The organism is Paenibacillus sp. 01T442 (genome assembly GCF_056398345.1).
This window is the reverse complement of record NZ_JBFTPF010000011.1, coordinates 134698-160661: the sequence shown is the minus strand read 5'-3', so window position 1 is coordinate 160661 and position 25964 is coordinate 134698. Positions and strand designations below refer to the sequence as shown.

Sequence of the window (25964 nt, the reverse complement as noted above, 5' to 3'; positions counted from 1 at the left end):
CCCCAGAACCCCAGAACCCCAGAACCCCAGAACCCCAGAACCCCAGAACCCCAGAACCCCAGAACCCCAGAACCCCAGAACCCCAGAACCCCAGAACCCTTGAACACCAGAACACTTGAATACCTGAATACTTGAATACCTGAATACCTGAACTCCGTAAACTCCCAAATTCTTCTGCTCCAGCTCACCAACTTATCCGCTTACGGACATAGAGGACGCTATTTGGCTTAAATATGAACCTTAAAAACTCTAACGGTCACAGTGGATGCTATTCAGCAGAATTAGTTCTTTATTCGAGTTGAAATGGCACAATAACGACAATCATGTCCGTTAGATTAACAAACATCCTTTTTGTGTAGAAATAACGATCATCATGTCCGTTAGAGTTTGCAGGGGGAGCCTGACAACCAAATTAATAACCTTCTGCCAAGTCCACGACATTGATCATCTCTCCGCCATCCAGCATCGCACGTAAATTGTGATAGAAAATGGTGGAAACGCGATCCGTGTAATGCTCAGATGACCCAGCAATATGAGGGGTTAGGATGACATTCTTCATGCCCCACAGGGGGGAAGACGCAGGTAACGGCTCTTGCTCAAAAACATCTAACGCTGCGCCAGCAAGTTTGCCTTCCTGCATGGCTTGAATCAAAGCATGTTCGTCCAGCACATCACCGCGAGCTAAGTTAATGAAAAAGGCGCTCGGCTTCATAAGCGCTAGATGCTCTTTTTGCAAGAAGCCCCGTGTTTTCACTGTGCTTGGAAGCAGAACGACAATGAAATCGCTTTGTGATAGCAGCAGCTGAAGACCCTCTTCACCGTGAACGGTTGTATCGAGGGCAGCTTGTGGTGTCCCCGAACGATTCAGGCCGATGACCGACATATCGAACGCTTTGGCTTTGCGAGCAACAGCCTCACCGATGGCCCCAGCCCCGATTATCCCAATCGTTTTACCGTGCAATTCACCAAAGCGAACTTGATTGTCCCACACGTGCTGCTGCTGATTATCATGAAGTAAATTAGCTTTCCGAACCCATTGCAGCATGAGACTCAGCGCGAATTCACTCATTTGAATGGTGTGGACACCTCTAGCATTCGTGACAATCACTTGACGTTGATCTAGCTCCGCAAGAGGCAGTTTATCAACGCCTGCAGATAAGGTTTGCACCCACTTCAACTTCTGAGCTCGTCTGACGATGTCAGGGTGTAATCGACCTGCTGAGATGATCACATCAGCATCAGGGAGCAGATCGCCAGCATCCTTGGAAGAGGAAAACCAATGAAACTGGATGCGTTCTTTCAAGTCTTGAGGGACTTGCTCTTGCATTGAAGTTAGATTCATACCTGTTACAGCAACTATTTTCAGCATATCATCACATCCTTTTTAATTTTTGAAATGAATACTACCATGATAAATGAAATGGAAACCCAATGTAAACACGGACCGCAAGCAGAAATACCCCGAGAGCCTACATAGCTCTCGAGGTACTAACATAGTTGGCTATTAATAATTTACGTTAGCCGTGTAATTATTGTTGGCATTCCATAGTAAATACTCATTAACACCGTTTTCCTTCAAGGCTCGAATCTGCTCATCTAATTCATGCTTGCCGTATTTAATATAGCCTGGCACCCAAGAAGCAGTGAAGTCTTGTATCCAAGGGCGGATAACAGGTTTCCAGCCTTTCTTATCAATAGCTTCAAGCTTCTTATTGGTATCCTTTGAAGCACCATTAATTGTGGCATATGGTGCAGCATCAGGTACTTTGGAGCCAAACCAACCTGTGCTGTAATGACTTGGATAAATCATTGGAGCAATGACATCGACATTTTGTGAGATTTTCTCGAAATCTTGACCGATGCCTTCTGCTGCCGGAACAGACGCTGCATATCCGAAAATGTCAACAGAGACACGAACACCAAGTGGAGATAATTGCTCCCTCGCATATTTCACGAAGGAAGAGACCGCATCAATTCGTGAACGCTCATCTTTGGTATATTTGAGAATGTCTGCTCGTTTCTCGAAGCCTTCTGGGAAGCGAACGTAATCAAACTGAATTTCTTTGAAGCCTGCTTTGACAGCTTCTTTGGCAACAGCGATATTGTAGTCCCATACCTCTTTGCTGTACGGATTCACGAAGCTATCAGGAGGGTTTTTACCGTTCCCCCACAACGTGCCATCTGGATTAACGAAAGATAATTCAGGTTTCTTTTTAGCAAGAATCGTGTCTTTGAAGACAACAATACGAGCAATTGGATAAATGTTATGTTCTTGGAGTGTTGTCATGAGACCTGGCATATTGCCAATGATTTTCTGCGTGGTTCCCATTGCATCAAGCTCGGCATTCCMAGTCTCCCAAGTGATGTAGCCCCAGTCATCTTTCACATCGATAACCATCGCATTCAAATCGGTATCATCAAGTAATTTTACAAGCGTATTGAGTCGTGAACCGCCAGCACTGTGAGCAGTGGAGTAGATCCCTTTAACGACAGGAGCATCTTTCTGTGGATCTACCTTGTTGACAGGTGCGAGAGGATCCATAGCTTCCGAAGGTGTCGTAGGCGTGATGGGTTGAACGATAGCAACAGCGTTCTTCGCATCAAGCGAAGCTTGCACAAGCTGTTCAAAGCTTGCATCGGGGTTTGCGGCCGTAACATTACCCCAGATAAGGGCAAGTGAGGCGAGTAATATTTCCATGATGTATAAGTCCACTCCAATCCTTGTTTCTAGCTTTCATTATAAGCTAAGCGGGAAACTACGCACAGAGGAAATTTGTAGGCTTTTGTAGAAGCTTGTATGAGTCATTTGGCACATGAGGTACAGTCTTAAGTAGGATGGATGTAAACAAAAACACCTAGAAGCTTGGCCTCCAGGTGCTTGGACTTACTTATTCGATTCGCTGTTCGATACTTCAGGGTTAATTTCTTTCCGTGCAATCGTAGGTGGATCATCCGTTGTTGAGTTGCTGCCGTTTCCATTTGTTGCATCTTTGAACTCACGGAACATTTTGCCAAAACCTCGACCAAGCTCAGGCAGTTTATTAGGCCCAAATAAAAGCAGGGCAACAATCGCAATTAGAATGATGTGCCAAGGAGATAAAGCTCCCATTCCAGACACCTCCAGTAAAATTTATCTTAGCTATATTATATCATGGTCTTATCATAACCCATATAGCCTATTTATTACAATTTTAATAACAGCATGGGCAAAAGGCATGCAAAAAAAGACACCCTCAATGGTACAGGGTGTCCTTATGATGTTCCGAAATGCTAAATTGAATAATTTCCATGACATCTTCCGCTGCGAGTGCCTCTATACCGAACCGTAGGACGATCTCGGATTCCAACTCATTGCTGGTTAAAGAGGGATACAACTCGGGCGTTAATTTCATTACAATCCTGGATAATTTGACTGTCTCCACAAGCATCACCCTTCCAATCAGAAGATTAGAATAAGAACTACGCCTGAACCTACCATCGATGAAAACCAGAACTATATGAAATTATATTCATTATAACACAATTCAAAATGGAATAAAGGGGCAGTTGGCTTATTTATCACTTGGGCTTTCGGAATTCCCCTACAACACCGACCGTTTCCACAATATTCACGAACGCTTTCGGGTCAATCTCTTTAATAATTCGCTTTAATTCCACGAGTTCATATCGCGTCGTAACCGTCATCAACATATCATGCTGCTGCTTCGTATAGGCACCTTCCGTTTTAATAAGTGTTACCCCTCTCGGGATCATGAGCAGCTTATTAATAATGGCATCCTTATGCTTCGTTACAATGAACGCGGTTACTTTAATATGGCGGATATGTATCATATCAACAGTTTTCCCGCTAATGAATATTGCTAACATTGAAAATAATGCAAGGTCCCAATTATCTTTGAAATAGCCGAGAGCAACGATAACAATACCGTTCATCGAGGATAAAATGGTGCCAAGAGGGAAGTCGTATTTCCGAGTTAAAATCAGTCCGACAATGTCAAACCCGCCGCTGGATCCCCCGATACGGAGCGTGATTCCGCTGCCAATACCAATAAGTACACCCCCAAAAACAGCTCCTAACATGGAATCTTTGGCTACGAAGTTCATAGGAATAATTTGCATCATCCATGTAGTTAAGACGACAGAGGCAACGCTGATCATGATGAAACGTTTACCAATGGAGACAAGTCCCCAAATCATGAGTGGCATGTTAAACAATAAGTAAAGAAATCCGATATTATAATCTGTAAAATAACCAATAATCATGGCAATACCTGAAACACCACCGCTAAGCAGCTGATGGGGAATGAGAAACATATTGAAGCCGACCGCGACAAGCAGTGCGCCAACTAGAATGATTAGAACATCTAGCGCCTTTTTCAAAACAAATCACCTCTAAAATAGTATGCAGCATATTGCAAGTATAATTCATTCTTATAAAACTGCAATCATTATTTAGACGGTGGACAATTAACTCGAATTACATAAAAAAAGCTGTGTCCAAAAGATGGACAGCAGCTTGTGAGTAAAATTTATCGGCGCTTGAAKGAGCCGGTTTTCTTGGTGGTACTTGGCTTGCTTGTACTCGGTTTACTTGTTGATGGCTTCGTTACTTTATTAGGAGTTGAACCATCATTCTTACGCGCCGTTGAGGAGCTCCCAGAGCTTGGATTTGCTGCACCGCTCGTGAATCCTCCCGTTCGATCTGACGTAGTAGGCTTCGTCTCCTTGGTGGAACCTGTAGTCGGTGTTGTTGCTTTGTAATTCGGCGTCTTCGTGTAGCCGCGGTAGTCATAAGAAGAGCCTCTATTGTTATTCCAGCCGCCACCGAATATAGATTGAAGCAGCGAGGCGGTTAAATAGCCTTGTAGGAAGGAGGAGTCATAATGGCTCTTGGCATATTCAATGCTATCGAGCTGGACTARTGTATTGTTGCTATCACTGGGATCTTTCTGGATATTGATAACCTTGTCCTTATACACAAGGAACATCTGATCCTCAGATTCCTTACTCTTCTCTTTGGGTGTTTCTTTGGCAGCCAATTCATTCGCGACTGTGGGTACATTCTTGCCTTCAACCGAGTAAACCTTAGACATCGTGGTTCCCTTGCCATCAACGCTTACTAACGGATATTCGTCCTTAATATAACGTCCAGCATCTGCGCCACATGCGGTAAGAAGAGCGATAATTAGTATGAAGGAAAGCCATGAAGTCCATCTCTTCATTTTCTGGTAGTCCTCCTTTCAGGTGTTTCCGAAACATGCTTTCATGATAACATATATCTAGGGCGTCGATTTCAAAAATTTAATTTGATTGCCGGGTGTGCGCTCGCCTTCTAGAGCAACGAATTTGCCATCCTGCCATTGAAGGAAGAAGAAGCGCTGATCCGGTCCGAAATATCGCCAGAAGATGATATCATCGCCGCTGCGGAAATCTGTGTTGCCTTCTGTCCGTGAGATGTCGTTGCGATGAAATTCCAAATCGAAAGTGACATCACCGTCTAACTCTAACCGGGTAGGCACATCATTGGGGTCATCTAAAGCTCCTTCAATAAAACTGCATAAGAAGCAATCATAGGTTCTGCCTTTTTCCACAATCAAGCACTGAATATTTTTACCGCTTTGTAGATAATAAGCATAGCGATGTGGAGCAAATCCGCGGTCAAAATAAACGACTTTACCGGAGATGACATATTCCTCTAAGTCTACATTTACAATATCGCCAACACGCGCATCTTCAAGTGGATTGCCGACGGCTGCTGTTGTAGGTGGTTGCTTCTGACTGCGAAGAATGCTGCTAACACGTTTGAATATGGACATATGAAACTCTCCTCTGTACGATTCCGTTTTATTGTTCTCCCCTTTAATACGAGTTACTTATTCATTCGGTTTCGTTCGAATCGTTAAAAGTAGCCACTGGCAATCTGTGTATCACCTGTGCTATAATATTTTAGATGTTCTTAAGGGCGGCCAGTTGGATCATGGAAGATGACGAATCGAAAGTGTATTCCACCAAGAAACTATAGAGACGGATAGGAAGTCGTACTTAAGGGTAAAAAAGATACAAGGCATTAGCCTGCCCTGTACAAAAGGAGATTGAATTTATTTGAAAACATTTCAGGAGTTTGGTTTAGACGCATCGGTACTACGTGCGATTACGGAAATGGGCTTTGAAGAGTCCACACCAATTCAAGAGAAAACAATACCATTGGCCATGGAAGGCCGTGATTTGATCGGGCAAGCACAAACAGGAACTGGTAAAACGGCAGCATTCGGTATTCCATTAGTTAATAAAATCAATGTTAAAGAAGAGCGCATTTCGGCTTTAATCATGTGTCCAACACGGGAACTTGCCATTCAGGTTGCGGAAGAGATTGAAAAACTCGGTCGTTTCAAAGGCATTCGTTCTTTGCCAATTTACGGTGGACAGGATATCGTTAAACAAATCCGCGCTTTGAAAAAGAAACCACAAATCATTATCGGAACACCAGGACGTCTTCTTGACCATATTAACCGCAAAACAATCAAGCTTGATGATGTTCAAACGGTAATTTTGGATGAAGCAGATGAAATGCTTGATATGGGTTTCATGGATGATATCCAATCTATTCTTAAACTAGTTCCAGCAGAACGTCACACAATGTTGTTCTCTGCAACTATGCCGACTAACATTCAGAAATTGGCTCAACAATTCCTGACTAATCCAGAGCACGTTTCGGTAATCCCGAAACAAGTGAGCGCTCCTTTGATCGAGCAAGCTTACATTGAATTGCATGAGAAACAAAAGTTTGAAGCGCTTAGCCGTTTGATCGACATGGAAGCACCAGACCTAGCAATTATCTTCGGACGCACGAAGCGTCGGGTAGATGAGTTGGCAGAAGCTCTTCAAAAAAGAGGTTATGCTGCTGAGGGACTTCATGGTGACTTGTCCCAAAATCAACGTGATAACGTAATGAGAAAATTCCGTGATGGCAGTATTGATGTTCTTGTAGCAACTGACGTTGCTGCTCGTGGACTAGATGTATCAGGTGTTACTCATGTTATCAACTTTGACCTTCCGCAAGATCCAGAGAGCTACGTTCACCGTATCGGCCGTACAGGTCGTGCAGGTAAAGAAGGTACTGCTTGGACTTTTGTAACGCCACGAGAAATCGATCACCTTCACTTTATTGAGAAGGTTACACGCCATAAGATTAACAAAAAACCTTTGCCAAGCGTTGCAGAAGCGGTAGAAGGTAAACAAAAAATGACAGCTGAGCGTATTTTGGATATGCTTCAAAAAGAAGAGCATTCCGAATTTAAAGGCCTAGCTATTCAAATGCTTGAGCAATACGATTCCGTTAACTTGCTTGCAGCAGCGATGAAGCTTCTTACTGGAGACAAGAAAGATCTGAATATCGAATTGACACCAGAAGATCCGATTCGTGCAAGAAAGAAAAAATTCGATGTTCGCAGCTCAGGTAGACGTGTTGGCGGTGGATACGGTTCAGGATCAGGTTCAAGCGATCGTCGTCAAGGTGGCGGCGGTTACGGTGGATCAGGTTCAGGATCAGGCAACTCCTCAAGCGGTGGTTCACGTTACCCGCGTAAGGATAGCAGAGATTACGGTTCAAACAGAGAAGGCGGAAGCAGCTCAACTTCGAGAAATCGCGAATACGGAAGCAACAACTCCGGGAATCGTGATCGTTCCAGAGCGCCGCGCAAAAGTGAAGATACACTTGTAAACAAATAAGATGTCGCACGTAAAAGGCGGAGATCCTTAGGATCTCCGCTTTTTTTTACCATGTATATGGATTAAAGTACGAATGAGCTAGTGATGATAACTAACAAGATGAAAAGTACCAAAATAGCACCTGCGGATGTTCCAACTGGATGAGACATAATATCAACCTCCTGAAGAATGATTTGGGGGTGATGCGTCTAGACAATACTATATTATGTAAAAGTACCTATAACGACTAGACGGCTACCTATATGATGAAAAATAGGCTATAATTAAGTACATATACAAATAAGACATGCTATCGTCATGTCAGCAGTTAACAACGTAGAAAGTTTCCTGAAGGAAACGCTAAGGAGGAAGCAGTTTTGGAGTTTAAGGGAGTTATGGGAGGACTGTACAGAATATCGGAGTGGATTATGCGGTTATCCGTTATTAATTTACTTTGGATGCTTTGCTCGATTCCGGTATTCTTTTTCCTCTTTATGGGGTTAGTGAGTCAAACGCCGGACGCTTTGAAAGCTACGCTGCCGATTCTTGCAGTTTTGGCACCGTTTACTTTATTTCCTGCGACAACAGCTATGTTTGCAGTAGCTAGGAAATGGGTGACCGGAGAAGAAGATGTTCCTTTGTTAAAAACATTTTTCCGTGGATACAAAGAAAACTATATGCAAAGCATGCTTGGCGGTATTTTCTTTGTACTAATCTTCGTAATTATTGCTGTGAATTATTTCTTCTATTTGAAACAGGGCAGCTCGTTAAGGGTACTAGCCGTTCTCTTTATTGCTTTCACCGTAATCATGATTATTGCTTTGTTTAATTTCTTCTCTATTATCGTTCATTTGCACATGAAGATTTTTCAAATTGTCAAAAATTCAATTTTAATTACCATTGGTAATCCGATCAATTCGATTGTTTTGCTCATTTGTAATGGTGTTATTGTTTATATTTGCTTAACGAAGTTCAATTTCTTCTTAGTCGTATTCTTCATGGGTGCGATTGTTGCAACATTCTCCTTCTGGCAGTTTAACCGAAGCTTTACGAAACTTCAGACGAAACAACAGGAACTGGAAGAGAAGGAACAGCAGCGACTCGCAGAAGCCGAAGCGGCTGAAGAAGGCAATGATGAAGCGAGTGAGAGCGCAGTTAATGAATCTCCAATTAGCTTGCATAAAAAAGTTGAGAATGACAAGACTAAAGATTAATCCTTCCAGTTGATTATCAGCGTGGTAGGATCTATAATAAGAAAACAGAAGAAATCTGCGATGCCCGTAACGGTTTTAAGTTGTTTTAAACCAATGACTGTTTCTAGGGAGACCTATATTGAAGTGTGGCTGACATGCCCTCGAAAGGGGACCTCAAATACACGTCTGCGGACACCCACCTGCGAGAGCGGGTTTGAAGCACCGAAACCGGACGGCATAGGCGGGTTTCTTCGAACAAAAAAGAGGTTGAACAGGCATCATGCCTGCTCAACCTTTTTTTGCGTTCTTACCGGTTCTCATTGCTGCTCGGCAAGATCCGTTAACTGATGGAACGTGCTTTGAAGTGTCGGATATAAACTGCGGTAGATTTTATAATAAGCTTCATATTGAAGTTGGTTAGCCGCATTCGGTTCTACGCGATCTGTAATTTCAATCCAATTTTCGCATAATTGCGTAATATCGACTTTGAGAACGCCGGATGCAGCCATGATCGCTGCGCCATAGGCAGGACCATCCGTTGAATTGACCGTCACGACTGGAATTCCAAAGATGTCAGCGATCATTTGACGCCAGAAAGGACTTCTAGCTCCGCCTCCGTTAACACGAAGCTCCGTAACTTCGATTCCGGATTCTCGAATCAATTCCATAGAATCGCGAAGCCCGAAGGTGATACCTTCAAGTACAGCGCGGGTCAAATGGGCCTTCTCGTGTCTTAGGTTAAGCCCGATGAAAGCACCGCGTGCTTTCGGATCAGGATGTGGTGTACGTTCCCCAGATAAATAAGGAAGGAACAATAAACCTTCACTCCCAAGTGGTGCTGTAGCTGCTTCTGCTGTCAGTATTTCGTACACATCTTTGCCTTCTTGCTCAGCGCGTGCAAGCTCTTCACTGGCAAAGTGATTGCGCCACCACTGGAATGAGCCGCCAGCCGCGAGCATAACGCCCATGCGGTGCCATTTGCCTGGCACGCCGTGACAGAAGGAATGAAGCCGGTACGCTTCATCTACTTGATAAGTGTCGTCGTGGACGAAGACGACGCCGGAAGTGCCGAGCGCCACCGAGGCGATGCCTTGGCGGACGACGCCAACACCTACGGCGCCGCATGCTTGGTCGCCGCCGCCGACAACGATCGGCGTGCCTGGGGCTAAGCCAGTGAGCACTGCTGCCTCCGGCAGCAGGTGCCCGGCAATGTCGCCGGACTCATAGAGCGGCGGCAGCCACTCGAGCGGGATCTCTAACCGCTCAGCGACGGTTTGAGACCAGCTGCGATTGGCTACATCGAGCAGCAGCGTGCCGCTGGCGTCGGCCATGTCCATGCCGAACGCACCCGTCAGGCGCAGCCTGACGTAGTCCTTCGGCAGCAGCAGATGCCGAACGCAGGCGTAGTGCTCCGGCTCATACTGCCGGAGCCATAAGAGCTTGGGCGCGGTGAAGCCGGTCAGCGCCCGATTGCCTGTGAGGCGACCGAGCTCGGCTTCGCCGACGGTCGCTTCGATATAGGCGCACTGCTCCGCGGTGCGCTGATCGCACCAGAGCAGCGCAGGCCGGATGACCTGCTGCGCCTCGTCGAGGAAGACCGACCCGTGCATCTGACCGGAGAAGCCAACACCAGCTACAGCGTCGCCCGATATGCCAGTGCTAGATAGGAGTCCTTGTATGCCTGCAATCGTGGCATTCCACCAATCTTCAGGATGCTGCTCAGCCCAACCTGGATGTGGTTGTTGCAGCGGATATGGAGCAGAATGTGAGCCGATAACTGTACCGGCTTCATCCACTAGGATGCATTTAATGGCAGAAGTACCTAAATCTAAACCCATAAAATAAGCCATGAGATCACCCTTTTATAATGAATTATGGTTATTGCTTCGATATTCTTTGTTTGTTTATTGAATATACAAAGATAACTTATTCAATGTATTCGCCCACGCTTTCAAATATCCTTCTTTTCCAGTCGATTATTCCTATGAATTTTTGCGGAGAAGGGTATGCTTGAAAGAATAGATCATCCTCAGCTGTAAAAGTGGTAAAACATGTCTCAAAACTTTCCTCAGGGAAAAATAATTTCATTGGAACATAAATGTTTACCTGTAGCATAAGATGGGGTTATGTAGTATACTACATATAAATGTTTCCCTAGAACAACATTATTGGTCTTGTGAAAGAAGGGTTAAGCTATGGAAATTGCGAAAAAGGAACCAGTTCAAGATCCGATCGGATGGCGTAAGGATTCTTCAATGCCGAGTCTACCTGAAGTTCATCATAGTATGAAAGTGCCTAAAAAAGCTGGCTTTTTCAGAAAGCTGTTAGCTTTTGTGGGACCTGGCTATCTGGTAGCTGTCGGTTATATGGATCCAGGTAACTGGGCGACAGATTTGGCCGGGGGTTCCCAATTTGGATATACACTACTTTCAGTCATTTTAATTTCTAATCTAATGGCCATACTTTTGCAGGCTTTGTCTGGTCGATTAGGTATTGTAACAGGTCGAGATTTGGCGCAAGCGTGCCGTGATCATTATAGTAAGCCCGTTTCTTATGTGCTTTGGTTTCTATGTGAGCTTGCGATTGCTGCTTGTGATCTAGCTGAAGTCATCGGTGCCGCGATTGCTTTGCAGTTACTGTTCGGGTTGCCGCTCATCTATGGGGTGATTCTGACGGCCTTAGATGTCATTCTGGTGCTTATGCTGCAGAAGAAAGGCTTTCGCTATATTGAAGCGATGGTTATTAGCTTAATTGCCCTCATTATGGTTTGTTTTATTATGGAGCTTATTTTCTCCCGACCTGAATTTGCAGCTGTAGCTGCGGGCTTCATTCCAACAACTGAAATTGTAACGAATCCAGCCATGTTATATATTGCTCTAGGTATTCTAGGTGCGACGGTCATGCCGCATAATTTATACTTGCACTCATCCATCGTTCAGACGCGTAAAATTGAACCTACGATTGAAGCGAAACGCGAAGCGATCAAATTCTCAACCATTGATACAACAGTTGCCCTGATGCTAGCACTATTCGTAAACGCGGCCATTCTCATTCTTTCCGCGGCAGCTTTTCATTCAGCTGGGAAAGAAGTTGCTGAGATTCAAGATGCCTATCATCTCCTTGGGCCTATGTTGGGCACAGGGGCAGCAAGTATATTGTTTGCTGTAGCACTACTAGCATCGGGTMAGAATTCAACGCTTACCGGCACACTGGCCGGGCAGATTGTCATGGAAGGATTTCTGAACATTCGTCTAACACCATGGCTGCGCCGGTTGATCACTCGGTTAATTGCCATCATACCTGCGGTCATCGTGATTGGAATCTACGGAGAGAGCGGAGCGACGGATCTACTCATTCTCAGTCAGGTTATTTTGTCCTTGCAATTATCTTTTGCTGTGATACCGCTAGTTACTTTTACTTCAGATCGTAAAAAAATGGGTGTGCTCGTGATCCCAAAATGGATGGCGGTATTGAGTTGGTTTGTTGCCATTTTAATCGCGGCATTAAACGCATATTTGCTATATACGACATTTTTTGGATAATGGAATATATGCTTAACCAGAATCGGGGGAGAAATCCCTCGATTTTTCATTTACCTCTTTTTCTAAAGCCTAATCAATGGTATTATAGAGAATAGTGTTGAAATGGCAAGTGGTCTACATGCACTTCATTGAAGGGGGAAAGGGCTTTTGCTAAAGAGAACTTTAATCGGATTAGTACGTAGTCATGAAACGACAGGGGAAAAAGCTAGAGATCCTTTACTTAAAACTAGATATTTTAAGCTGCCGAAGGAGCAAGTTTGGGAAGAGGTAACGGCTGTATTGAAGAAAACTCCAGGGTACAAGCTATTACATGAGGTCCCGAACGTAGGAGAAATCCTTGCTGAGCGCAAAACGGTTACAGGAAGAACCCAGGACGTAACGTTGACCTTATTTGCCATTAATCCTGTGAAAACAGCTGTTGATATTTATTCGGCTTCACGTGGTTCGATGGGGGATCTTGGATCCAATTATCGTACGATATTAGATATTTATAAACAATTAGATCGTAAGCTTGCTTCATATAAAATTGATGGATAACAAAAACAGCAGGGAAGCTTGGCCTCCTTGCTGTTTTATTTTAAATATAGCCGTTTAGTTTAATATGGATTAAACTAATTTTTTAACAGCTTCTACAGCTGCTTCATAGTTCGGGTGAGCTGTCATTTCGCCAAGGTACTCAACGTATTGAACAGTGTCATTAGCATCGATTACGAAAATAGCGCGCATATCTAATTGAATTTCTTTGATCAATACGCCGTAAGCTTCGCCAAAGGATTTTGTTTTGTAATCGGATAATGTGATTACTTTGTCGATGCCTGCAGCGCCACACCAGCGAGCTTGAGCGAAAGGAAGATCAACGCTGATTGTAAGAACAGCAACATTGTCGCCTAGGCCAGCTGCTTCTTCATTGAAACGACGTGTTTGTGCATCGCAAACGCCTGTATCTAAGGAAGGAACTACGGAGATCAATTTCACCTTACCTGCGTAATCAGCAAGTGATACTTGCGTCATCAAATCTTTGTTAACTTTGAAATCAGGTGCTTTGTCACCTACTTTAATTTCGGGTCCTACCAAAGTGATAGGATTGCTTTTCAGGGTAGCAACACCAGTACGTTCTTGTGCCATTGAATGATTTCCTCCTTTATTATCCATGCTAAATAACAACTCACTTATTATAAGCTTTTTACAGATAAGTTGTCCAATCGTTGCTATCGAGCTATAATCGGATTCAAAGAAGGAGTTTTGTTTCTTCATCATGTAGTCAAGTCGGGGGATTTACTCAAGTGGAATTAAGACAATTGCAATATTTCGTGAAGGTTGCTAGGAAGCAGCACGTGACACAGGCAGCGGAAGAGCTGCATGTAGCACAGTCTGCGGTTAGCCGGCAAATTCATATGCTGGAAGAGGAACTTGGCGTTGATTTATTTGTTCAAAAGGGGCGCAATTTACATTTAACCTCGGTGGGACATTTATTTTTAAGTCGAGTAGAAGGTATTCTTACGGATTTAGAACGTGCGGTGGGGGAAATACATGAGTTTCTTGATCCAGAGGCTGGCGAGATTCGTATTGGCTTTCCACATAGTCTGGTTATCAATTTACTACCTGCTGTTGTTGCGGCATTTAAAAAAAATCATCCGAATGTGAAGTTTAGACTTCGTCAAGGTACATACACATCGTTAATTCGTGATGTTTCGAGAGGTGAGATTGATCTCGCTTTTATTTCACCCTTTCCGAAATCCCATGAGCATGTGACAGGTGAAATTTTATTGACAGAAGAACTGTATGCAATCATTCCTGCCAATCATATTTTGGCAGACTATACGTCAATTCGCCTTGAGCAGTTGAAGAATGAACCTTTCGTTATGTTTAGTGAAGAGTATACGCTTCGAACGATCGTGATGGATGCGTGCCAGAAGGCGGGCTTTGTTCCTAAGATTGAGTTTGAAGGTGAGGAGACGGATACGATTCGTGGGCTTGTTGCCGCGGGTATGGGTGTCAGCTTACTTCCGGCGATGGCATTATTGGAAAGTGGGCAAACACAGCCGGTCAAAATAAGAGTAACAGATCCTCAAGTTACAAGGACGGTTGGTTTGATTTGTCGGAAGGATGTAAAGCTGCCTCTGGTGGCTGAAGTGTTTCGGCGTTTCTTATATGATTATTTTAAATGAGAAAAGCTCTCCCAACAGGTCATGAACCTGTAAGGGAGAGCTTTTCTTTTATTAATCATCGTTATTGCGACCATTGAAAATCATCATGTACTTGAGAAGCTCAAGTACGGAGATCAAAGCAGCAGCTACATAAGTGAGTGCGGCAGCATTCAAAACCTTAGCCACTCCGCGTTCTTCTTCATTAGAGATGAACCCTTGAGCCACCATTTCATCGCGTGCTCTTGAGCTGGCGTTAAATTCAACAGGTAGCGTTACTAATTGAAAAGCTACGGCTGCTGCGAAGAAGATGATACCGACACCCAAGAGCCAGGGGATCTGCTGGAAGAAGAAACCCGCTAGGATCAGAATGGGAGCCACACCGGAAGCGAAGTTAACGACAGGGAACATCTTGTGTCTTGCGACGAGCATAGGGTAATGGACTTGGTGCTGAATAGCGTGACCTACTTCGTGACAGGCAACAGATACGGCTGAGATGGAGCTCTGGAAGTAAACAGGCTCCGACAGACGTACGGTTCGAGCCATTGGATCGTAGTGGTCTGTTAATGTCCCAGGTACAGCTTCAACGGGTACATCGTAAAGGCCATTAGCATCTAACATTCTTCTTGCGGCTTCGGCGCCAGTCATGCGTGAGTAGACAGGTACGCCCGACCATTTGTTAAAAGTTCCTCGCACTCGGAATGAGGCCCACATGGAAAGGCCGAATGCAATGATAATTAGGAAATCCATCGGGAAAAAAAACATAGGGCATTCCTCCGTATTTCAATTATGAGAACGGATTTTTACCTAAAAGGACAATAAGTGCTTCGATACACGCTGCGGTCGGTTGTGTCAGAATATGATACAGCTTTTTCAACTGCTTAGGCTTCAATTGCTGAACAAGTGGGCTGAGTTCTTTGGCTTCCTTCATTAATTGTTCGAGATGCAATTGAAGGGATGTGAGCTTATCTGTCACAGTGTCATCGGAGGTCACTTTACTCCATTGCTGTAAGTTTACTTTGATTTCCTCTAAGGTATATTTCTCGTTCTTCATTGTTTCAATACGCCTCAGTCGGTGCAAAGTTTCATCACTGTACAGACGATAGTTCGTATCGGATCTTCTTTCAGGTTCGATTAAGCTAAGCTTGGTGTAGTAATCAATGGTTCGAGGGCTGACATCAGCAAGCTTGGCGAGCTCTCCGATTTTATAAAGCTTCTCATTCCCCATGCTAAATTCACCTCTACTCCAATGGTTTGAATTTCTTTCTTCTATATATAAACATGATACCTGATATTAAACCGTACAGTCAAACGTGATKCTTCGGAAAGCTGACATTGGATAATCGCGTAAAAAGGTGTTTTGAGTACGCCTATGAGCCGAAACACGAATTATGCCTGTTTCATGTCAGGTTATTTTTCGCTTTTTTCAATATTTTAACGAAAATCCTATTGTCAAACCCAAATATCCTGTATATAATGACATTAAGAGTTTMATTACATGTTACTTAATCTAACATTAAAGGAAGTGGTCGTATGGTTAAGAAATTGTTGTTAGCTTTCGGCGTTATGTCATTACTGTTCCCTACACTCGCATTTGCAGCGGATGAGGCGACAGCACCACAACTACAGAGTGCAATTGATGCAGTATGGGTAATGTTAGCAGCAATCTTAGTCATCTTCATGCAAGCTGGTTTTGCACTTTTAGAAGCGGGGTCAACTAGAATGAAAAATGCCGGTCACGTAGCCGGTAAAACGATTTTAACTTTCGGATTATGTGCGWTTGCATTCTKGGCTGTAGGATTTGGTTTCGCCTTCGGTGATGGTAATGCATTCTTCGGAACGACAGGGTTCTTCGTAACGGGCTTAGAAGATCAAGCGGCAGCAGCGTTCGGCTCTCTTTCCTTCTCTGACGTGCCAATCGGTATCAAATTCTTGTTCCAATTAGCATTCGCTGGTGTATCCCTCGCTATCGCATGGGGCGGTTTTGCAGAGAGAGCGAAGTTGCCGGTGTACTTCATCTTCGGAATTCTGTTTACAGTTGTTATCTATCCAATCGTAGCGCACTGGGTATGGGGCGGCGGCTGGTTGAGCAAATTGGGTATGCAAGATTTCGCGGGTTCTACCGTTGTTCACTTACAAGGTGCAACTGCAGCGTTAGTAGCAACAATCTTGCTTAAACCGCGTATTGGCAAATATAATAAAGATAAAACACCTAATTTAATTCCAGGTCATAACCAAGTATTATCTGTTCTTGGTGTAATCATCCTATGGATCGGTTGGTTCGGTTTCAATCCAGGTAGTACGCTTAGTGCTATGGGTGACGGATTCTTCGGTTATATCGCATTGACAACGAATATGGCTGCTGCTGCAGGTGCTGTAGCTGCATTGATTATCTCTTGGATGTACTTCGGTAAAGCGGATATTCCTAGCATGTTGAATGGTGTTCTGGCAGCGCTTGTTGCCATCACTGCGGCATGTGCGTTCGTAGACGCTTGGGCGGCAATCGTTATTGGTGCAGTAGCGGGTATCGTGACATTCTTCACAGCACAATGGTTTGAAAGAGCTGGAATCGACGATCCAATCTATGCATTCTCTGTACACGGTATCGCTGGTATCTGGGGAACACTTTCCACTGGTTTATTCGCAACGCCTGAGCTTTCAGCGAAGGTTGGTATCGGTGGTGCAGGTTTATTCTACGGCGGTGGCTTCCACCAATTAGGTATTCAAGCGCTTGGTCTTGCTGGGGCTTTGGCATTCGTACTTGTTCTTTCCTTCATTATCCTAGGTATTCTTAAAGCTACAATTGGTCTTCGTGTTACGGAAGAAGAAGAAATCATTGGTCTGGATCTTTCCGAGCATGGTTCATACGGATATCCTGAACAAATGAAAAAAGCAGCTCAAAACGGCGTGTCCGTTTAACAACACTTATACTTTCTACTAGAGCAAAGGGGATGCAACATGAATCATCTCTCAATGGAACGGATCTTGGAACGCATTGAACAATCGGAGCAATTCGATGAGATGCGAATCACCAGAGATCAGGTGCATGAGATGTTTCGGGAACATCTCCTTTTTCCTTATACATCTGAATTGGGGCAGCGAATCAATCAAGTGCATGATGCGTTGATTCAAAGAACGACTCAGATTGCTGAACATTTGCTTGAGGATGAAGGATACGGTAAACCGCCTGTTGCATATGCTTTTATCTTATTAGGCAGTGGTGGCAGGAGAGAACAGACGCTGTGGAGTGATCAGGACAACGGACTCATTTATAGTGATAGTGAAACGCATACGAAAGATGAATTAGATCTTTATTTCGATAAACTTGCCTCGTATATCATTCGTGGTTTGGATGTGTTGGGTTATCCTCCTTGTGAAGGGGATGTCATATCCAGTAATCCGCAATGGCGTAAGTCGCTGCAAGAATACACGGAGATGATGATCGGCTGGTTCGTGGAACCGGATTGGGAAAATGTACGCTACCTGCTCATTTTGGCAGATATGCGTTGTATTTATGGTTCAGAGCTATTGGTGACGAAGTTGAAACAATCGTTACTTGACTATGTTCAGGAACATCCTGGACTCTTGAAGTATTTGTTGTCAAACACATTGCATCACAAAATTTCGTTAGGTATATTTAGTCATTTAATTACAGAGCGTTACGGTGAAGATGCAGGTGGTTTTGATATCAAATATGGTGCTTATATTCCGATTGTAAATGGGATTCGGCTGCTTGCTATTCAAGCGGGAATTTTGGCCACTTCTACCATTGAACGAATTAAGCAGTTAAAGGTGAAGGGTGTTGTATCCGAGCAACTAGCCAATGATTGGGAAATGGCTTTTTCGATTGCTTTAAAGCTAAGAGATAGCACACCTTTTCAGTTAGATGAAGAGAAATATACGACAAGAGGTAAACTTACGGCAGATCAACTTAACAAAGAGATTCGCCTGCAATTAAAACAATGTCTACGAACGGGAATTCAGTTGCAGAAGTATGTCGGTAAGTCCATAAATTCACACATAGAGAGAGAAAAAGGTTAGAACGATCGGATTCGGAAATCACGTTTCATTGTGTAGGGAGAGGTGACTCGCGTGAAAGATATGCGTCCAGCAGGTCGTATGTGGCATTTATATAAGATGGGTGGTTTAACGCCAGCGTTAACCTCGATGTTTGATGCGCAAAGTGCGCAACAAATGGCCTTTATTCGGTCGATGCTGAAAGAGCAAAGAAAAGATTCTTTGTTTGAAATTCCTCTGCACGCGATGGAGATCGTGGTGTTTGATCTTGAAACGACGGGCTTCTCTCCATATAATGGTGACGAAATTATCTCGTTCGGCGCTGTCTCTGTTATTGGTGGTGAAGTGCAGACACAAGATACCTTCTATAAAATGGTGAACCCCAAACGCAAAATTCCAGATGAAATCGTTAAATTAACGGGTATTACGAACGAAATGGCTGGCGATGCACCTGATTTAATCGCTGTTTTAAGTGACTTTTTAGAATTTGTTCAGCAGAAAATTTTAGTGGCTCATGCCATAGGACATGATAAAAGTTTTTTGAACTCGGCCCTGTGGCGTACGTCAAAAGTTAGCTTATCCCATCGGGTTTTAGATATTATGATGATTGCGAAATGGCTCATGCCCAAACGGAAAAATCTGGGTTTAGATTCACTTCTGCATACTTACGACATCCCGGTTACCATGAGACATCATGCTCTGGAAGATGCACTTATGACAGCACAATTATGGTCCAGATTTATGGAAGAAATAAGAGCGAGAAATGTAGACACATTAGGCGATTTATATGCTTTATTAAGCCATCATTGACCGATGACAAACGAAAGTTTGTGATATGCGGTAGTGGTGGTTTTTTTTAGGGAATAGACTTGGAGGTCAGGTTTATCTTCGTATTGCAGCGAAAGGATCCAGTAAGTTGGAATGGTGTGCCAAAGCGTTGAGAGGTCCTCGGCAGAAGGGGTTGATACGGCAGTGGGGTGGGAATGAAAAATCCCGACGATCGTAAGACGTTGATCCGTTAGGTAAGGAATAATGTCGATGGGATGGATGACGAATTGCTGTGTTGGATACGCCGCGTGATTAGGAAGAGGGATAAATGTGTGGATATGTATCTCATGTGTCGATGAGGAAGAAGCTTCCTGTATAAGGATGCCACATGCTTCATTGGGGAGCGAGCGCATACTGTGTGAGATCATTTCGTCATATAATTTTCTAGATAAATGTAGGCTCACTTGCTCTCGCTCCTCACATGGCATGGACATGAGGTTAGTATATCATGATTGTTTTTGCAATTCTGCTTTGGGTTTGATGAAGAAGAACACCAAAGCTAACATGATAAGAGATAATGAAGCGACCGTAATAAAGAGTGTCTTATGTGAGATGCTCATGAGCCAACCGAATAACGGAGGGCCGAAGGCAACCCCAATAAAACGTAAGCTATTATAGAGGGAAGTAATCATTCCGCGTTGCTCGCGCTCTACCGATCCGGTAATGAGCGTGTTTAGGCATGGAAGCAGAAGTCCTGTTCCTATTCCACTGAGCGACAATAAGCCGATGAAGACATATAGGTTTCCATTTAGGAATGTAGCCAAGGTAAGGGATACAACCATGGTTACAAGTCCGATATTCATAAGCCACCGCATGAGTTTGCCATTTTGTTTGATTTTCGCCCCAGTGGTATAAGAGGTAATGACGAGACAGAGCAAAGGGATTGCTAGGATAAGACCTTTGCGTACGCCTTCGATGTTGTAAGGCTTCTCTTCCAGAATCTGTGAGAGGTAGAAAAGCACGCCGAATAATATAAATAAGGTGATTGAACCAGCTATGAAGGCGGGAATTAGCCAATGGCCTTTGCTTTTCAGGATGGTTATAATTTGCTTCAAATAGAGCTTAAGGGGTTCAGCTTCTTTCTCTTTAGCAGGTTCTTTAATCATGAATATAACAGCGAGTAGAGCGAGTAAACAAAAAAGTGGAAAAGCAAAAAAAGGCGCAAACCAGATAATTAGCGCTAAAAGAGAACCGAGAATGGGACTCACAACTTTGCCTATTCCGTTGGAGGCTTCGATGAGTCCGAGGGCTTTGCTCGCCTTGGGTCCCTTGTAAATATCGCCAACAAGTGCMATGGCAATAGGGGCTGTACCTGCGGCTCCAAGGCCTTGTATGGCTCTGGAAGCTATAAGTATAGGATAGGAATTCCAAACGGCGCCAAGCCCTGCTAGGATCCCTGCAGCACCGTACACGATAAGCGAGGGAATGATAACAGCCTTCCGTGTGAATCGATCAGATAGATAACCGGATATCGGAATAATGAGGCCAGCTGTCAGTGAAAATAAAGTGATGATGAGTGAACTTTGGAATCGTGAGATGCTCATTTTCTCTTGCAAATCTGGCAGAATCGGGACCAGCATGGAATTGCCAAGGACAAGCACCAAAGGGATGGAAGCAAGTGCGAGGTATTGCCAAACGCTTCCTTTCTCGTTTGTATTTGCCTTTTTATTATTGGGTGCGCCATCTTCTTCATGCTCATAAATTCTCATTTTATCGAGCGGATTCTTACCTCTTGTTTTCACGGCAGCTTGTTTCATTTCACGGGTTCCTTTCATAACAAAGAGTAGCTTTACTTTTCCCTAATAGGGTGAAAGCATACTTCAGGATTGTGATGTTGGAATTTTCGCTAATTTGGAGATAATATAGAGGGAGTGGAGGTTGATACAGTGAAAAAGAATCTCATCGTGATCGCTTTCGTCGTTCTATTGGCGGGCTTTGCGATTTATCAAAATGTACGGAATGAAGATAAACAAACCCTGATGCCAAGTGAGCAAGCGGCAAAAGTGAATTTCTTAGCGCCTTCATTTACCTTACAAGGGTTGGATGGGAAGGACTATTCCGTAGGCGGGCCTCGTGAAAAGCCGATGTTCGTGAATTTCTGGGCATCCTGGTGTGGTCCTTGTGAGGAGGAAGCGCCTGATCTGGTGAATTTGTATAAGAAATATGAGGGGAAATTTGATCTCTATGCGGTAAATGTGACGCCTKGGGATAAAATGGACAATATCAAAAAATTCGTGGATACCTATCAGTATCCGTTCCCTGTGCTGCTCGACAAACAAGGGGCGAATGCCGATACCTATAACGTTATCGCTATTCCTACGAGCTTTCTTATTGATAAAAATGGCGTAATCAGGGAGATCATCCATGTGCTTTCCCCGAAGGAGCTTGACAAGAAGATGGCGAGTCTTCTGAAGGAAGAATGACAAAAAAGCTGCAAGAGAGCCGTTTGCGCTCTTGCAGCTTTTCCTATAAGGATCAATGGTTCACTAGACCTAATCGTTCTTGTTGCTCTTTGTTTACTGGCTCTACGCGTTTTCTGCTGATGAGGGCATAACGTAAGCTGTCAACAAGTGCATACCAACTAGCTTCTATAATGTTGCTAGAAACACCGAGTGTGTTCCATGTTGTGTTAAAATCGGTGGATTCCATAAGCACGCGAACCTTGCCGGCTGTTGCATCTTTCTCGTCCAATACACGCACTTTATAATCCGAGAGATGAACATTCTTAATGTCCGGATAGTATTGAATTAGCGCTTTCCGCAAGGCGTTATCAAGTGCATTGACAGGACCATTACCTTCCGCCGCGGTATAGATGGTTTCCCCATGTACTTTCACCTTAACGATAGCTTCTGAAACAACAGAATGATTGGCTGTCTTCTCAACGAGCATTTTAAATGATTCTAAGGTAAAAATTTCTTCGAGACCCTCAAAGGCCTCACGCAACAAGAGTTCGAGCGTAGCATCTGCGCCCTCGAATTGATAGCCTTGGTGTTCCATATCTTTAATTTTCTCGATGATCTCTTTGGTCTTCTGGTGTTCTTTGTTGAAATCCAAGTTAAGCTCCTGAGCCTTGACTAATACGTTGCTTTGACCAGCAAGCTCGGAAACAAGCACGCGTTGTTTGTTTCCTACATACTCAGGTTTCGTATGCTCATACGTACTTGCATCCTTGAGGATCGCGGAGACGTGGATGCCGCCTTTGTGTGCGAAAGCTGCGTTACCAACATAAGGCTGGTTAACAGGCATATGCATGTTGGCGATTTCGCTTATATATCTCGAAACGGATGTAAGTGACTTCAATTGATCCGTAGAGATGACATCATAACCCAGTTTCAATTGTAAGTTAGGAATGATTGAGCTTAGGTTAGCATTTCCGCAACGCTCTCCGTAACCATTGATAGTCCCTTGCACTTGTCTAGCACCAGCTTGTACGGCAGCTAAGGAGTTCGCAACGCCTAATTCACAATCATTATGAGCGTGTATGCCTACTGGTGTGGAGACATGTTGCGTAACTGTCGTCACGATAGCCGTAATTTCGTTAGGTAAGGATCCGCCATTCGTATCACAAAGCGTAATCCAATCTGCGCCAGCATCTTGTGCCTTCTTAATTGTTTGCAGCGCATATTCTGGATTATTCTTGTAACCATCGAAGAAATGCTCGGCATCATAAATAACTTCCAACCCACTGCTTTTTAAAAAGAGGACGGAGTCATAAATCATGTTTAAATTCTCTTCAAGCGTTGTTTGAATAGCTGTCGTTACATGAAAGTCCCATGACTTACCGAAAATTGTAGCGACTTGCGCGCCGGATTCCACGAGTCTATTCAGGTTAATGTCATCTGTAGCAAGAGAATCTTTCCGTCTGGTGCTACCAAAAGCAGTAATTTTGGCATTCGTGAAAGTCATCGTACGTGCCCGCTCAAAGAATTCAATATCTTTGCTGTTGCTGCCCGGCCATCCGCCTTCAATATAATGAACCCCGAGCTCATCGAGCTTACKGGCAATTTTGATTTTATCCTCAACGGATAGGGAGATACCTTCTCCTTGGGTTCCGTCTCGTAGGGTTGTGTCGAAGATTTTGACTGATGTTGGCATGGGTTCCTCCTTCAAAAGCTAGCAAAGTGACTTCGGTGCATGGAATTGTGAGTTTCGCTTGCTTTAAAGCGCTAATGTATAATTTACGATTATAACATAAATGTACACGTAAAGACATCATAACGTAAAATCGCGTTATCTTGAATGATTATTTTTTTGACATCTCAGGTTGGTTGTGTTTCACTCGAAGTAGACGGCTCTGAAATCTGATTCAATCATACTGGGAGGTAATGAATATGGTGTCCGTAGAGCATCATTATCCCAAGCAAGGCAGAGTCATTTTACATATTGATATGAATGCATTCTACTGTTCCGTTCATGAAGCCGTAGAGCCTGACTTATATAAGGGAAAGCCTCTTGCTGTTGCTGGCAGTGTGGAACTGCGTAAGGGGATCGTCGTTACTTCATCATATGCAGCGCGCAAGCTAGGGATCAAGACAGGCATGCAAGTTAGGCAAGCGTTGAAAATATGTCCAGATCTCATACTAATCAAACCTGACTTTGATCTCTATCGAAATTTCTCGAGGCGGTTTATGCAGATAGTCTATGGATATTCACCAATGGTAGAATCTATGTCTATTGATGAATGTTTTGTAGATATCACAGGTTCCAAACAGTTCGGCACGCCACTAGACATCGCAAACAGTATTCAAAAAAGAATTCTGCAAGAGTTGAAATTACCATGTTCCATTGGTGTCGCGCCGAATAAGCTGCTGGCCAAAATGGGATCAGATATGAAGAAGCCTAATGGGATTACGGTATTGCGGCTTCGTGATGTGCCGTCCGTTTTCTGGGATAAGCCGTGTCAGTATTTATATGGAATTGGGAAAAAAACAGCGGAAAAGCTTACGAGGCTTGGTATCCTAACGTTAGGGCAATTGGCGATTGCGGATGACGCACTGTTAAGCAAGCACTTCGGAGTCATGGGTGCGCACTTAAAGCGTTCAGCCAACGGGATTGATCCATCGGTTGTGAATCCGGAGCAGGAGCAAAGCAAGTCCATTGGACATACAACGACTTTGCCGCGTGATTATACGGATCGTATCGAAATTCATCGTGTCCTGCTTAATTTAGCCGATCAAGTAGCGAGAAGGCTTCGTAAGCAGGAGCTTATGACTTCGACAATTCAGATTACGATCCGGGATCCTGAAATGAGGACGATTACGAGATCACTTACTTTGCAAACTCCGACGGAGCATATGGATGATATTTATCGAACTTCCTGTCAATTGTATGATCATCAATGGGAAGATGGCAATCCGGTTCGGCTCCTGGGAATCACTTTGCAGAATCTGATTGCCAAGGAAGAATCCTACGTACAACTTGATCTATTCGATTACGAGAAACAGCCCCGCAGGGAGAATCTGAATCGCGTGATGGATGGTCTGCGTGATAAGTTTGGAGAAGGTGTGATTCTTACAGCAGGGATGATGAGTGATGACCCATCTGCGTTAATTCGAAATCACAAAGTAAGAGGGACGTCCTTGCAAATGGATCATTTGCGAAATAATCCTCTTCATAAAGACGCAGGAGAGTGAGGAGCATGGCTCATTGTTTGGGCTTCGCGGGATTTTCCAATAGCGGGAAAACGACGTTGATAGCTAAGCTTGTCGTTGAAATGAAACATCGCGGCCATCGGGTTGCCGTAATGAAACATGATGCTCATGGACATTATAAGGAAGCGCAAGGTGCGGACTCCACAGTATTTGTCGAAACAGGTGCCGATGTTGTGGTTACACTTTCTCCAAATGGGGTACACATTTATGAGAAGAAGGAAACGCCGAGTTTGGAAGAGCAGTTAGAAGCCTATGCCCATCTTGATTATATTTTTATTGAAGGGTTCAAGAGGGAAAAGCATCCAAAGATTGGAGTATACCGTACTATAGAACAAAGAGAGTTACTAAAAGGAGTGGCGGCAAGCCTACTTGCAGTTGCGACAGATCTAAGTAATCTCGAGGATGATTTCGCACTTCCGCAGTTCAATTTGAATGATATCCGTGGAATTGCAGACTTTATTGAGCAGTATTTCATGAATTGTCAATTTTAAGGTTTGAACTTTGTCCGTATTTATATTATATTTTACAATGAGGATAATTAGAGGAGGAGTAGAAAACATGGCTAAGTATACATTTGTTGATAAAGATACGTGCATCGCTTGCGGCGCTTGCGGAGCTACAGCTCCAGATATCTATGATTATGATGATGAAGGTTTGGCGGAAGTGATTTTTGAAGGTGATGGAAACAAAGGGGTTACTGAAATTCCTGATGATCTATTTGATGACCTACAAGATGCTCAAGATGGCTGCCCAACTGACTCCATTAAAGTTGCGGATTCACCTTTTAGCTAATCATAATTACAAAATCATTTTGTGGAGATACCGCGGAATGTCGAAAGAGCTCGTTTCCTAAGAGGGAACGAGCTCTTTTTTTGTTGGATA

Annotated in this window: 26 protein-coding genes and 1 other RNA gene; 13 read left to right on the top strand and 14 right to left on the bottom strand. The window is 43.8% G+C overall.

The window, feature by feature from the left end:
- Positions 1 to 412 precede the first annotated feature (412 nt).
- From AC1DLM_RS12420 to AC1DLM_RS12390, 7 genes are all read right to left on the bottom strand, one after another.
- Positions 413 to 1369 carry a D-2-hydroxyacid dehydrogenase gene (locus AC1DLM_RS12420; RefSeq protein WP_441988065.1) on the bottom strand — a complete coding sequence of 319 codons (957 nt, stop codon included), beginning with the start codon at positions 1367 to 1369 and terminating at the stop codon, positions 413 to 415.
- A gap of 135 nt (positions 1370 to 1504) precedes the next feature.
- A complete protein-coding gene (locus AC1DLM_RS12415; protein WP_477570086.1) occupies positions 1505 to 2698 on the bottom strand; it encodes a putative glycoside hydrolase in 1194 nt (397 codons plus the stop codon).
- Between the two features lie 186 nt (positions 2699 to 2884).
- Positions 2885 to 3109 carry a Sec-independent protein translocase subunit TatA/TatB gene (locus AC1DLM_RS12410; RefSeq protein WP_441988067.1) on the bottom strand — a complete coding sequence of 75 codons (225 nt, stop codon included), beginning with the start codon at positions 3107 to 3109 and terminating at the stop codon, positions 2885 to 2887.
- Positions 3110 to 3233: 124 nt separating this feature from the next.
- The gene (locus tag AC1DLM_RS12405) at positions 3234 to 3428 is read right to left on the bottom strand and encodes a hypothetical protein (protein ID WP_056616326.1); all 195 of its coding nucleotides are present in this window, start codon (positions 3426 to 3428) and stop codon (positions 3234 to 3236) included.
- Between the two features lie 130 nt (positions 3429 to 3558).
- A complete protein-coding gene (locus AC1DLM_RS12400) occupies positions 3559 to 4380 on the bottom strand; it encodes a YitT family protein (protein WP_477570085.1) in 822 nt (273 codons plus the stop codon).
- A gap of 149 nt (positions 4381 to 4529) precedes the next feature.
- Positions 4530 to 5222 carry a DUF4247 domain-containing protein gene (locus AC1DLM_RS12395; RefSeq protein ID WP_441988069.1) on the bottom strand — a complete coding sequence of 231 codons (693 nt, stop codon included), beginning with the start codon at positions 5220 to 5222 and terminating at the stop codon, positions 4530 to 4532.
- Between the two features lie 57 nt (positions 5223 to 5279).
- On the bottom strand, positions 5280 to 5816 hold the full coding sequence (locus AC1DLM_RS12390; RefSeq protein WP_441988070.1) for a DUF4178 domain-containing protein: 537 nt from the start codon (positions 5814 to 5816) through the stop codon (positions 5280 to 5282).
- Between the two features lie 286 nt (positions 5817 to 6102).
- Here AC1DLM_RS12390 and cshA point away from each other — a divergent pair, with 286 nt between their 5' ends.
- The 3 genes from cshA to ssrS all read left to right on the top strand — a co-directional run bounded on the left by cshA (position 6103) and on the right by ssrS (position 9152).
- Positions 6103 to 7728 carry a degradosome RNA helicase CshA gene (gene cshA / locus AC1DLM_RS12385; protein ID WP_173116464.1) on the top strand — a complete coding sequence of 542 codons (1626 nt, stop codon included), beginning with the start codon at positions 6103 to 6105 and terminating at the stop codon, positions 7726 to 7728.
- 356 nt (positions 7729 to 8084) lie between these two features.
- Positions 8085 to 8921 carry a YesL family protein gene (locus AC1DLM_RS12380; protein ID WP_441988071.1) on the top strand — a complete coding sequence of 279 codons (837 nt, stop codon included), beginning with the start codon at positions 8085 to 8087 and terminating at the stop codon, positions 8919 to 8921.
- A 49-nt stretch (positions 8922 to 8970) separates the two neighbouring features.
- A non-coding RNA gene (gene ssrS, locus AC1DLM_RS12375) (6S RNA) lies at positions 8971 to 9152 on the top strand.
- A 65-nt stretch (positions 9153 to 9217) separates the two neighbouring features.
- Here the strand turns inward: ssrS and xylB are convergent.
- Entirely contained in the window at positions 9218 to 10750 is a 1533-nt protein-coding gene (xylB, locus tag AC1DLM_RS12370) for a xylulokinase (protein WP_477570084.1), read from the bottom strand.
- 345 nt (positions 10751 to 11095) lie between these two features.
- Here xylB and AC1DLM_RS12365 point away from each other — a divergent pair, with 345 nt between their 5' ends.
- The gene (locus AC1DLM_RS12365; protein ID WP_477570083.1) at positions 11096 to 12442 is read left to right on the top strand and encodes an Nramp family divalent metal transporter; all 1347 of its coding nucleotides are present in this window, start codon (positions 11096 to 11098) and stop codon (positions 12440 to 12442) included.
- A 147-nt stretch (positions 12443 to 12589) separates the two neighbouring features.
- The gene (locus AC1DLM_RS12360) at positions 12590 to 12979 is read left to right on the top strand and encodes a DUF1499 domain-containing protein (RefSeq protein WP_056616306.1); all 390 of its coding nucleotides are present in this window, start codon (positions 12590 to 12592) and stop codon (positions 12977 to 12979) included.
- A 69-nt stretch (positions 12980 to 13048) separates the two neighbouring features.
- On the opposite strand, the gene tpx is transcribed toward AC1DLM_RS12360, so the two are convergent.
- Positions 13049 to 13567, bottom strand: coding sequence for a thiol peroxidase (gene tpx, locus AC1DLM_RS12355; protein WP_056616303.1), 519 nt, complete (start codon positions 13565 to 13567; stop codon positions 13049 to 13051).
- A gap of 158 nt (positions 13568 to 13725) precedes the next feature.
- On the opposite strand from tpx, the gene gltC reads away from it, so the two are divergent.
- On the top strand, positions 13726 to 14610 hold the full coding sequence (gene gltC, locus AC1DLM_RS12350; RefSeq protein ID WP_171634030.1) for a glutamate biosynthesis transcriptional regulator GltC: 885 nt from the start codon (positions 13726 to 13728) through the stop codon (positions 14608 to 14610).
- A 51-nt stretch (positions 14611 to 14661) separates the two neighbouring features.
- On the opposite strand, the gene AC1DLM_RS12345 is transcribed toward gltC, so the two are convergent.
- Both AC1DLM_RS12345 and AC1DLM_RS12340 read right to left on the bottom strand, forming a co-directional pair.
- Complete coding sequence (locus AC1DLM_RS12345) at positions 14662 to 15351, bottom strand: zinc metallopeptidase (protein ID WP_441988074.1); 690 nt, start codon at positions 15349 to 15351, stop codon at positions 14662 to 14664.
- Positions 15352 to 15373: 22 nt separating this feature from the next.
- Positions 15374 to 15814, bottom strand: coding sequence for a MerR family transcriptional regulator (locus AC1DLM_RS12340; protein ID WP_171634032.1), 441 nt, complete (start codon positions 15812 to 15814; stop codon positions 15374 to 15376).
- A 305-nt stretch (positions 15815 to 16119) separates the two neighbouring features.
- Here AC1DLM_RS12340 and AC1DLM_RS12335 point away from each other — a divergent pair, with 305 nt between their 5' ends.
- Genes AC1DLM_RS12335 through AC1DLM_RS12325 form a run of 3 tightly spaced genes read left to right on the top strand, consistent with a single transcriptional unit; the run spans position 16120 to position 19413 of the window.
- Positions 16120 to 17505, top strand: a complete 1386-nt coding sequence (locus AC1DLM_RS12335) for an ammonium transporter (RefSeq protein ID WP_477570082.1) — start codon at positions 16120 to 16122, stop codon at positions 17503 to 17505.
- A gap of 39 nt (positions 17506 to 17544) precedes the next feature.
- Positions 17545 to 18627 (top strand): DUF294 nucleotidyltransferase-like domain-containing protein, encoded by a 1083-nt coding sequence (locus tag AC1DLM_RS12330; protein ID WP_477570081.1) that lies wholly within the window; start codon positions 17545 to 17547, stop codon positions 18625 to 18627.
- Between the two features lie 51 nt (positions 18628 to 18678).
- Entirely contained in the window at positions 18679 to 19413 is a 735-nt protein-coding gene (locus tag AC1DLM_RS12325) for an exonuclease domain-containing protein (protein WP_477570080.1), read from the top strand.
- Here AC1DLM_RS12325 and AC1DLM_RS12320 read toward each other — a convergent pair.
- Positions 19407 to 19835, bottom strand: coding sequence for a M67 family metallopeptidase (locus tag AC1DLM_RS12320; RefSeq protein ID WP_477570079.1), 429 nt, complete (start codon positions 19833 to 19835; stop codon positions 19407 to 19409). The two genes, AC1DLM_RS12325 and AC1DLM_RS12320, sit on opposite strands and share 7 nt — an antisense overlap.
- 42 nt (positions 19836 to 19877) lie before the next feature.
- Positions 19878 to 21188, bottom strand: coding sequence for an MFS transporter (locus AC1DLM_RS12315; RefSeq protein ID WP_477570078.1), 1311 nt, complete (start codon positions 21186 to 21188; stop codon positions 19878 to 19880).
- A 129-nt stretch (positions 21189 to 21317) separates the two neighbouring features.
- Here AC1DLM_RS12315 and AC1DLM_RS12310 point away from each other — a divergent pair, with 129 nt between their 5' ends.
- Entirely contained in the window at positions 21318 to 21854 is a 537-nt protein-coding gene (locus AC1DLM_RS12310) for a TlpA disulfide reductase family protein (protein ID WP_477570077.1), read from the top strand.
- Between the two features lie 52 nt (positions 21855 to 21906).
- Here AC1DLM_RS12310 and cimA read toward each other — a convergent pair whose 3' ends face one another.
- Positions 21907 to 23526 (bottom strand): citramalate synthase, encoded by a 1620-nt coding sequence (cimA, locus tag AC1DLM_RS12305; protein ID WP_477570076.1) that lies wholly within the window; start codon positions 23524 to 23526, stop codon positions 21907 to 21909.
- 236 nt (positions 23527 to 23762) lie between these two features.
- On the opposite strand from cimA, the gene AC1DLM_RS12300 reads away from it, so the two are divergent.
- The 3 genes from AC1DLM_RS12300 (at position 23763) to AC1DLM_RS12290 (ending at position 25874) form a co-directional block, all read left to right on the top strand.
- Positions 23763 to 25064 (top strand): DNA polymerase IV, encoded by a 1302-nt coding sequence (locus tag AC1DLM_RS12300; RefSeq protein ID WP_477570075.1) that lies wholly within the window; start codon positions 23763 to 23765, stop codon positions 25062 to 25064.
- A 5-nt stretch (positions 25065 to 25069) separates the two neighbouring features.
- Positions 25070 to 25573: a molybdopterin-guanine dinucleotide biosynthesis protein B gene (mobB, locus tag AC1DLM_RS12295; protein WP_477570074.1), complete on the top strand. Its 504-nt coding sequence runs from the start codon at positions 25070 to 25072 to the stop codon at positions 25571 to 25573.
- 67 nt (positions 25574 to 25640) lie between these two features.
- Positions 25641 to 25874, top strand: coding sequence for a ferredoxin (locus AC1DLM_RS12290; protein WP_068662116.1), 234 nt, complete (start codon positions 25641 to 25643; stop codon positions 25872 to 25874).
- Positions 25875 to 25964 lie beyond the last annotated feature (90 nt).